Origin of the sequence: Clostridium sp. DSM 8431 (assembly GCF_900116755.1) — a bacterium.
In the GTDB taxonomy this organism is placed as follows: domain Bacteria; phylum Bacillota; class Clostridia; order Clostridiales; family Clostridiaceae; genus Clostridium.
In genome coordinates this window covers 1-8885 of the sequence record NZ_FPBY01000140.1, presented here as the reverse complement: position 1 = coordinate 8885, position 8885 = coordinate 1, and the positions used below count along the sequence as shown (strand labels likewise).

The window sequence follows — 8885 nt, the reverse complement described above, 5'->3', positions numbered from 1 at the left end:
CTTCCCCAGTTAAGCTTGCCTGCCCCATATGAACACATCCATAAAAACTTATAAAGTAACTACCGAACTTTGGACTTTCCTACTTTTTGCAAGGTTATCCACTTTATAAGCCAATACTTGGTTTACTTGCGTTATGTTCCATATGTCCTCTAGCGCTTCCTTCATACCTTATCGTTGCCAATAACGCACTTGCATTCGAGTTGTCTTCCTATCGGGACGGCGACGCAGGCTTCTTTCAGCCTGCCGGCTCAGCAAACATGCTGGGCGAACAATAAAGGAAGCTATATTCATACAGCTTCCTCATAATAACTTACTTAATCTATTTATCTTTTTTAAGCATCTCACCAATAGCAGCTATACTACCAAGAGATGATAATGTTTCATTTGGTAAGATAAGCTTATTAGCTGGGCTACTTGCCATTTCCTTAAGAGCTTCAACTTGCTTAAGAGCTATAACTCTTTCATCAGTACCAGATTCAATTATTGCTTTATTTACCTTTGCAATGGCTTCTGCTTCTGCTTTTGCTATAGCTTCAATAGCTTTTGCTTTACCTTCAGCTTCTAGTAATTGAGATTCTTTTAGACCTTCTGCTCTTCTTATTTGAGCTTCCTTTTGAGCTTCTGCTTCTAATATTTTTGCTCTTTTTTCACCTTCTGCTTTTTCTATTTGTGATTGTCTCTCACCTTCTGCAACTAAGATAGCAGCTCTCTTATCTCTTTCTGCCTTCATTTGTTTTTCCATAGCTTGTTGAATTTCAGCTGGTGGAACTATGTTTTTAATTTCTACTGAAAGAATTTTTATACCATAAGCATCTGTTACCTCATCAATAATACTTAATAAATCTTGATTAATTTTATCTCTTCCTGATAATACTTCATCTAATGTCATGTTACCAATTATGTTTCTCATGTTTGTTGTAGATGAATAAACAATACCAGCTTTATAATCTTCTATGTTATATACTGCTTCTTGTGCATTTAATAACTTGAAGAAAATAACATTATCTACTGAAATTTTAACATTATCCTTTGTAATAACTGATTGTGGTGGTACATCTAAAATTTGTTGTTTTGTAGAAACTTTCTTTCTTACAAAATCTATAAAAGGTATTGTAAAGTGCCATCCTGGTTCTAAGACTCTATGAAACTGTCCAAGTCTTTCTACCACATATAAATATCCTGTGTTTACAATTCTAACTGATGATAAGATTAGTACTATTAATAATACTATAATAACTAATCCAACTATTAATTTACCCATTTAATATTCCTCCTAAATCTTTTTTAATAATAACTTATTACCATCTATTCTCTCAATTTTAAATTTTTCTCCTTTGTTTATTCTCTCTCCCCTGTTATATGCAGTCCAATATGTGCCGCTTAACTTTAACTGTGTCTTATCTTCTATGTCTTCTTCTGCTATAAATTCTCTGCCTATATACTTTTCTTCCATTAATTCAGTTTTCTTAATGCTTTTAAACTTTTTCTTTGCCCATGGATACCCAATGCTACAGGCAATAATGCTTACTATGCAGAAAACTGCTATTTGAATTCCAAAGCTATAGCCAAGAACTTGTGTTAATGCTGCCAAGAATGCTCCAAGTGAAATCCATACAAATAGAAAAGCACTTGTGAAAACATCTACTATTATCAAAATCATAGCTAGTATTAACCAAAACAACATTAATGATTCCATAACTTCTCCTCCCTCTATTATTAATATGTAACCATAACTTTATTTATTATTTAGTTTCTCTTCACAAACTCATTATATATTATTTTCAACTTTTTTACAAGTTTTTTTTTACTTGTTATATGGTTTTTTTTAACCTTTAATATTTTATCCGCAACCCCTTAAGGTAGATATCTTTTTTCCTACCATTGCTTTTCTAATATTTTCATCTTATTATTGTAATATAGTTTTCAAATACTAATAATAACTTTTAGAAAATGGAGTGAATAAGATATGGATTTTATAAAAGCAGCATCTGCATGTCCTATAACAAGAGTATCAGATGTAGAATTTAACCTTGAAAACATTCTAAAATGTATAAAAGATGCTGAAAAAAATGAAGCTAAAGTAATTGTATTTCCAGAGCTTTGTATAACATCTTATACATGTGCAGATTTATTCTTGCACGATACATTAATAAAAAAATCAAATGAAGCTATAAAAAAATTATTATCTGAAACAAGAAATACAGATATGTTAATAGCTGTCGGTGCACCATTATTAGAAAATAATACACTATATAATGCTGCTTACATATTATTTAAAGGAAAGGTTCTTGGTATTGTTCCAAAGTCTTATATTCCTAACTACAGTGAATTTTATGAAAAAAGATGGTTTACTGAAGGAATGGATGTTAAAAACAGAACTATAGATTTAGATTATCAAGAAGATGTTCCTTTTGGTGTAGATCTAATTTTCACATGTGGAAATTTAAAATTTGGTTTTGAAATATGTGAAGATTTATGGGTTACAATCCCTCCAAGTTCTAACCTTTCATTAATGGGTGCTAATATTATTGGTAACCTTTCTGCATCTAATGAACTTGTAAGCAAAGCTGATTATAGAAGAAGCCTTATACAAAATCAAAGTGCAAGATGTATGTGTGCATATATATACTCATCTACTGGAGTTCATGAGTCATCAACAGATCTTTTATTTAGCGGACACTTACTTATAGGTGAAAATGGTGGAATCTTAAATGAAAATGAAAGATTCCAGAGAGATAATGAAGTTATATACTCTATAATAGATGTATTTAAACTTAATGCTGAAAGAATGAAAAATTTAAGTTTTAGAGATTCTTCAAGAATGAGAAGAGATACTCCTAGAAATATTAAATTTAAATTTAGCGATACTAATATAACTAACTTTGATAGATATATTGATAAACATCCTTTTGTTCCTTCAAATGAACTTGAAAGAGAAATAAGATGTAGAGAAATATTTAATATTCAATCTTCTGCTCTAGCTAAAAGATTTGAACATGTAGGTCTTAAAAAAGCTGTTATTGGTATATCAGGAGGTTTAGATTCAACTTTAGCCCTTCTTGTAATTGTTAATACCTTTAAAATGTTAAATCTTCCAATGAAGAACATAGTTACCATTACTATGCCTGGCTTTGGTACGACAGACAGAACTTACAATAATGCCTTAACATTATGCAGAGAACTTGGCTGTGACTTAAGAGAAATTAATATTGTTAAAGCTGTTCTTCAGCACTTTGAAGATATTGGCCATGATAAAGATATACATGATGTAACTTATGAAAATGTTCAAGCAAGAGAAAGAACTCAAATTCTTATGGACTTAGCTAATAAAGAAGGTGGATTATTAATAGGTACTGGTGACCTTTCAGAGCTTGCTCTTGGATGGTGTACATATAATGGAGACCATATGTCAATGTACGCTGTGAACCCTTCTATACCAAAGACTTTAGTTAGATATTTAGTTAAATATGTAGCTGATAAAGAAGAAAATAAGAAGGTATCAGAAACTTTACTTGATATATTAGATACTCCAGTAAGCCCTGAACTTTTACCTAAGGATGCAAAGGGTGAAATTTCTCAAAAAACTGAGGATATAGTTGGACCTTATGAATTACATGACTTCTTCTTATATCACTTTATGAAACATGGTTCATCTAAAGAAAGAATATTATTCTTAGCCTTAAATGCCTTTGAAGGTGATTATGATGAAGAAACAATTAAAAAATGGCTAGATAAGTTCATGTGGAGATTCTTTACTCAACAATTCAAGAGAAGTGCTCTTCCTGATGGTCCTAAGGTTGGATCTATTTCACTTTCACCTAGAGGTGATTTAAGAATGCCTAGCGATGCATTTCCTTGGAAATAATTATATTTTTTAATATATTATAAAGATACCAAAAGCAGCTTTTGCGTTAAAAACGTTAAGGGCTGCTTTTATCTTTTTTACGACATAGATTTAATAGTTTATGCAATTTCTATAGTCGAGTTTTCTATTTGTCTGTAAAATTATGTATATCCATTAGGATATGTTCTTTGTCTTTATTAAGATATGTCCTTTATCAGATAAAGTTAAAACAAAGAACAAAATTTAATTTAGGGGGAATAGAAATGAAGAAAAAACATTTTCTACTTGGATTATTTTGTGCCCTACTTTTTGTACTAATAGTTCCAAGTAAAGCGGCTTTTGCAGCCACAGATGAAACACATCCTGGTTTCAGAGTAGATGGAAGATTCCTTTACGATAATCAGGGAGAAAAAACAGTACTTTATGGTATTAATAAAATGGTTGTTTGGCAAGATAAAGATGGCGACCCATCTTTTAGAGAAATTGCAAAAACTGGAGCCAACTGTGTTCGTATAGTATGGACAATGAAGGATGGTACTCCTGATGAACTTGATACTGCAATTACTAACTGTCGTGCTGAGCACATGATTCCAATAATTGAACTTCATGATGCTACTGGTGAATTCGATAAACTTCAAAGTTTAGTTGACTGGTGGGTAAAACCTGAAGTTGTTCAAGTTATTCAAAAGCACCAAGAATACCTACTTGTAAACATAGGTAATGAAGTTGGTGATGGTAATGTTTCTAATGATAGATTCAAAACTGAATACACTAAAGCTGTAACTAGAATGAGAGAAGCTGGCATACATGTTTCACTAGTAATTGACCCTTCATCATGGGGACAAAACTTAAATCAATTACAAGCATGTGGCTTAGATATCCAAAGTGCTGACCCAGATCATAACTGTCTTTTCTCTGCTCACCTTTGGTGGCCATATATGTATGGACATACTGATAAGGAAGTTGTAGATGAATTAACTGAATCAGCAGAAATGGGACTTCCTCTTGTTATAGGTGAATTTGCTAACCAATGGGAACAATCATCACAAGGACAAATTCCTTATAAAGTAATTATGGAATATTGCGCAAAATATGAAATTGGTTATTTAATTTGGTCTTGGGGCCCTGGAAACTCACCTCAAACTTTCCTTGATATGACTACTGATGGTAATTTTGATACATTACAACCTTGGGCTAAAGAAATGTTATTTGATAATGAATATTCTTTAAGCAAACTTGTAAAAATACCAAACTCAATGTTATCAGGACTTCCTGCACAAAAACCAGCTAAGCCTTTAAAAGCTGGAAATTTAGCTTTAGGAAAAACTGTAACATTCTCTTCAAAGGAAGATGCTTCATATGAAGGAAATAATATTACTGATGGAAACTTTGATACAAGATGGGCTTCTCAGTCTAACTCTTCTAATGACTGGGTATGTATTGATTTAGGTTCCACAAAAGATATAAATGAAGTCTTAATCAAATGGGAAAACGCTTATGCTACTCAATATAAAATTCAAGTTTCTAATGATGGAACTTCATGGGATGATGTTTACCAAAACTATAGTGGAAAAGGTGGACTAGATGATATTAACCTTTCATCATCAGTTACTGCACGTTATGTTAGAATTAACTGTTCACAAAAAATAAACTATTCATGGGGATATTCTATTTGGGAATTAGGAATTTATGGAGCTGATTCAGAAAAAGCTGCCATAGTTTCAGAAGATGCAGCTGTATTTGACAAAAATGTTAGAAAAGCTTCTGATTTAACATTCTCATTAAACAAAAATGGTAATAATTTAATTCAAGTTAAGAATGGTGAAAATATATTAACTGAAAGTAAAGATTATACTGTTTCAGATAACGAAATAGTAATTAAAAAATCTTATTTATCTTCTTTAGAAAAAGGCACTATTCAATTACAACTTGTGTTTGATAACGACTTAAATACTCTTATTAATATTGCTATTGGTGACACTACTCCAATTGGTGGTAATGTAATACTTATGGGAGATATTAATAATGATGGTGAAGTTGATTTAGCTGATTATACACTACTTAGAAAATATCTTAATGCTGCAACTGGAACAAACATTCAAATTAACACTGAAGCTTCTGATTTAAACGAAGATGGTGAAATTAATTTCTTTGACTTAGTTGCACTTAAAGCTGCAATCTAGTATTTAAAGTTTTAAAAAGGTGCATTTAAATGAATTAAAACTCATTTAAATGCACCTTTTTCTTTACATTTCTTTTAATTTTTCTTCAACTAATTCTATAAGCTTTTCTCTATCATCTTCACTGTTTACTACATCGAAAACATCCATATCTATAATTAGAACTTGTGATGCGTTATATTTGTTTTGTACCCATTCATCATATCCTTCCCAAAGGAATTTATAATAATCAATTAAAGAGTCATCTAATTCAAAATCTCTACCTCTTAATTTTATTCTTTTCATAACAGTATCAAAGGATCCTTTTAAATATACCATTAAATCAGGAGCCTTTTTAGGAAGAGAATCTAATTCTTGCATCATATTATTTAAAAGCTCTTCATAAATTGACATTTCTAATTCTGATATTCTTCCAAGCTCCATATTCTTCTTTGCAAAATACCAATCTTCATATATAGATCTATCTAATACATTTTTATCATTAATTAATGCATCCTTTATACTCTTAAATCTTGTATTTAAAAAATATAATTGAAGTAAAAAAGGATATCTTTTTGCTGCTATTTCTTCTTCTGTCTCACTATAAAATAAAGGCAAAATTGGATTATTGTCTACACTTTCATAAAATACTTCTGAATCAAAATGCTTTCCTAAAACTTCTGCCACAGAGCTTTTTCCAAGGCCAATCATACCTCCAACTACTATCACCATATATCACCTTTCCTCGATTTTTCTTATGTTTTATGTTTTACTCATATATCTTAGAATACAAATTGAATTTTTTTTAGTCAAGTGCAATAATTACTAAATAAAATTCTTTGCATTATTTTATGAATTAAGATATACTTAGAAAGTTAGTGTTTATACTAATTTTGATAATAGTAAAAATTTCAATTTAAAATATATTGAAAATTTAAAATGAAGGGAACAATACATGAATAAAATAACATTTAGAGATTTAAATTTAAAAGAGGAAATTTTAAAAGCAATTGATGACTTAGGATATGTCAACCCATCTCCTATTCAAGAAAAAGCCATTCCTATAGCTATTGAAGGACATGATATAATAGGTCAGGCTCAAACAGGAACTGGTAAAACAGCTGCTTTTGGATGTTCTTTATTAAATAATATTGAAAAAACAGGTAATATAGGTGCAATAGTTCTAGCTCCTACAAGAGAATTAGCTATCCAAGTATACGAAGAATTATGTAAACTTTCAAAATACGAAAAACTTTCTATTCTTCCAATATACGGTGGAGACTCAATACAAAGACAAATTCGTGAACTAAAAAAAGGTGTTGATGTTGTAGTTGGTACACCAGGAAGAGTTCTAGACCTTATAAGAAGAAAAGCCCTACATTTAGAAGATGCTAAATTCTTAGTATTAGATGAAGCAGACGAAATGCTTAATATGGGATTCATTGATGATATAGAAGAAGTTATAAAGCATCTTCCAAGCGACAGACAAACTATGCTTTTCTCTGCTACAATGCCACAACAAATAGAAAAACTTGCAAAGAACTACATGAAGAAAGATGCAAAAGTAGTTAACATAAAGAAGGTTACTTTAACAGTAGATAGAATTAAACAAGGATACTTTGAAGTAAACAACAAAAATAAATTTGAAGCTTTATGCAGAGTTTTAGATTTCGATACTCCTAATGCAGCTATAATTTTCTGTAGAACTAAAAAAGGTGTAGATGATTTAGTAGAAGGACTTCAAGCTAGAAATTACTCAGTTGAAGGAATGCACGGAGATATGTCTCAAATGCACAGAATGAGAACTCTAAAAAGATTTAAAGAAGGATCTCTTCCATTCTTAGTAGCTACAGATGTTGCTGCAAGAGGTATTGACGTTGAAGGTGTAACACACGTATTTAACTATGATTTAACTCAAGATGTAGAAAGCTATGTTCACAGAATAGGTAGAACAGGTAGAGCAAACAAAGAAGGTACTGCTTACTCATTTATAACTTCTCGTGAATTCTCTATGTTAAAGCAAATTAAGAGAGTAACTAAGGGCAACATAGAAAAGTTATCTATTCCAACTGTAGATCAAATTTTAGAAGCTAAATTTGAAACTAAATCAGATGAAATAGAAGAAGTATTATTACATGATGATTACAGCAAGTATGTTGAATTAGCTCAAAACCTTTGTGACGACTACAATCCAACTGATGTAATTGCTGCACTTATGAAGATGCAATTTGATAAGGAAATGAGTTTTAACTATACAAGCAACGTATTAGAAACTCCAAAGGATAATAGTAATAGAAGAGAAGGAAGAAAATCAAACGGAAATGATGTAAGATTATTCTTCTCAATAGGTAAGAGAGATAACTTAACTTGCAGATCTTTAGTTAAGTTCATAACTGAAAAAGCTAATGTTACTGGAAAGAAAGTTAATAAGATTGATATACTTGAAAGCTTCTCATTCGTTTCAGTTGATAAGGATATAGCTGACATAGTATTAAAGAAATGTTCAGGTGTAAAACTTAACAAGAGAAAAGTAAATATAGAAGTTGCAACTAAGAGAAAATAGTTTAATCGAGTAGGAGGTAATCAATTATTTTGATTACCGACCTCTCACACCACCGCACGTACAATGTCGTCAACTTAAGAAAAAAATAAAAAATTTAAAAAAAGCTTGACAATAGTGAAAAAATTTGCAGCCTCGCTATAGATAAATAAATTTATAGCGAGGTTTAATACTATGAAAAATACTACATTATTATCTACAATTTTAAAAGATACAAACAACTTAATTACTTCAAGTGAATTTAAAGAAGCTTACAGTTTAGGTAATTCATTTTCAAGAAATAGAAAATTATCATTTCATAACGCAGTCTTCTTTATTTCTT

6 protein-coding genes are annotated in these 8885 nt (G+C 30.6%); 3 read left to right on the top strand and 3 right to left on the bottom strand.

Annotated elements, in window-relative coordinates; genetic code table 11:
- Positions 1-319 precede the first annotated feature (319 nt).
- Positions 320-1261, bottom strand: a complete 942-nt coding sequence (locus BM384_RS12925) for an SPFH domain-containing protein (RefSeq protein ID WP_090014211.1) — start codon at positions 1259-1261, stop codon at positions 320-322.
- Positions 1262-1273: 12 nt separating this feature from the next.
- Positions 1274-1696, bottom strand: a complete 423-nt coding sequence (locus tag BM384_RS12920) for an NfeD family protein (RefSeq protein ID WP_090014210.1) — start codon at positions 1694-1696, stop codon at positions 1274-1276.
- 270 nt (positions 1697-1966) lie between these two features.
- Here BM384_RS12920 and BM384_RS12915 point away from each other — a divergent pair, with 270 nt between their 5' ends.
- Together BM384_RS12915 and BM384_RS12910 are read left to right on the top strand one after the other, a co-directional pair.
- The gene (locus BM384_RS12915; protein WP_090014208.1) at positions 1967-3865 is read left to right on the top strand and encodes an NAD(+) synthase; all 1899 of its coding nucleotides are present in this window, start codon (positions 1967-1969) and stop codon (positions 3863-3865) included.
- A 242-nt stretch (positions 3866-4107) separates the two neighbouring features.
- Positions 4108-6027 (top strand): discoidin domain-containing protein, encoded by a 1920-nt coding sequence (locus tag BM384_RS12910; RefSeq protein WP_090014206.1) that lies wholly within the window; start codon positions 4108-4110, stop codon positions 6025-6027.
- Between the two features lie 63 nt (positions 6028-6090).
- On the opposite strand, the gene BM384_RS12905 is transcribed toward BM384_RS12910, so the two are convergent.
- Positions 6091-6735 carry a deoxynucleoside kinase gene (locus BM384_RS12905; RefSeq protein ID WP_090014204.1) on the bottom strand — a complete coding sequence of 215 codons (645 nt, stop codon included), beginning with the start codon at positions 6733-6735 and terminating at the stop codon, positions 6091-6093.
- Between the two features lie 223 nt (positions 6736-6958).
- On the opposite strand from BM384_RS12905, the gene BM384_RS12900 reads away from it, so the two are divergent.
- On the top strand, positions 6959-8566 hold the full coding sequence (locus BM384_RS12900; protein ID WP_090014202.1) for a DEAD/DEAH box helicase: 1608 nt from the start codon (positions 6959-6961) through the stop codon (positions 8564-8566).
- Positions 8567-8885 lie beyond the last annotated feature (319 nt).

What these genes read in the sequence shown, in the direction of transcription:
- BM384_RS12925 (WP_090014211.1), bottom strand. Translation starts at nt 1,261, where the DNA reads ATGGGTAAATTAATAGTTGGATTAGTTATTATAGTATTATTAATAGTA.
- BM384_RS12920 (WP_090014210.1), bottom strand. Translation starts at nt 1,696, where the DNA reads ATGGAATCATTAATGTTGTTTTGGTTAATACTAGCTATGATTTTGATA.
- BM384_RS12915 (WP_090014208.1), top strand. Translation starts at nt 1,967, where the DNA reads ATGGATTTTATAAAAGCAGCATCTGCATGTCCTATAACAAGAGTATCA.
- BM384_RS12910 (WP_090014206.1), top strand. Translation starts at nt 4,108, where the DNA reads ATGAAGAAAAAACATTTTCTACTTGGATTATTTTGTGCCCTACTTTTT.
- BM384_RS12905 (WP_090014204.1), bottom strand. Translation starts at nt 6,735, where the DNA reads ATGGTGATAGTAGTTGGAGGTATGATTGGCCTTGGAAAAAGCTCTGTG.
- BM384_RS12900 (WP_090014202.1), top strand. Translation starts at nt 6,959, where the DNA reads ATGAATAAAATAACATTTAGAGATTTAAATTTAAAAGAGGAAATTTTA.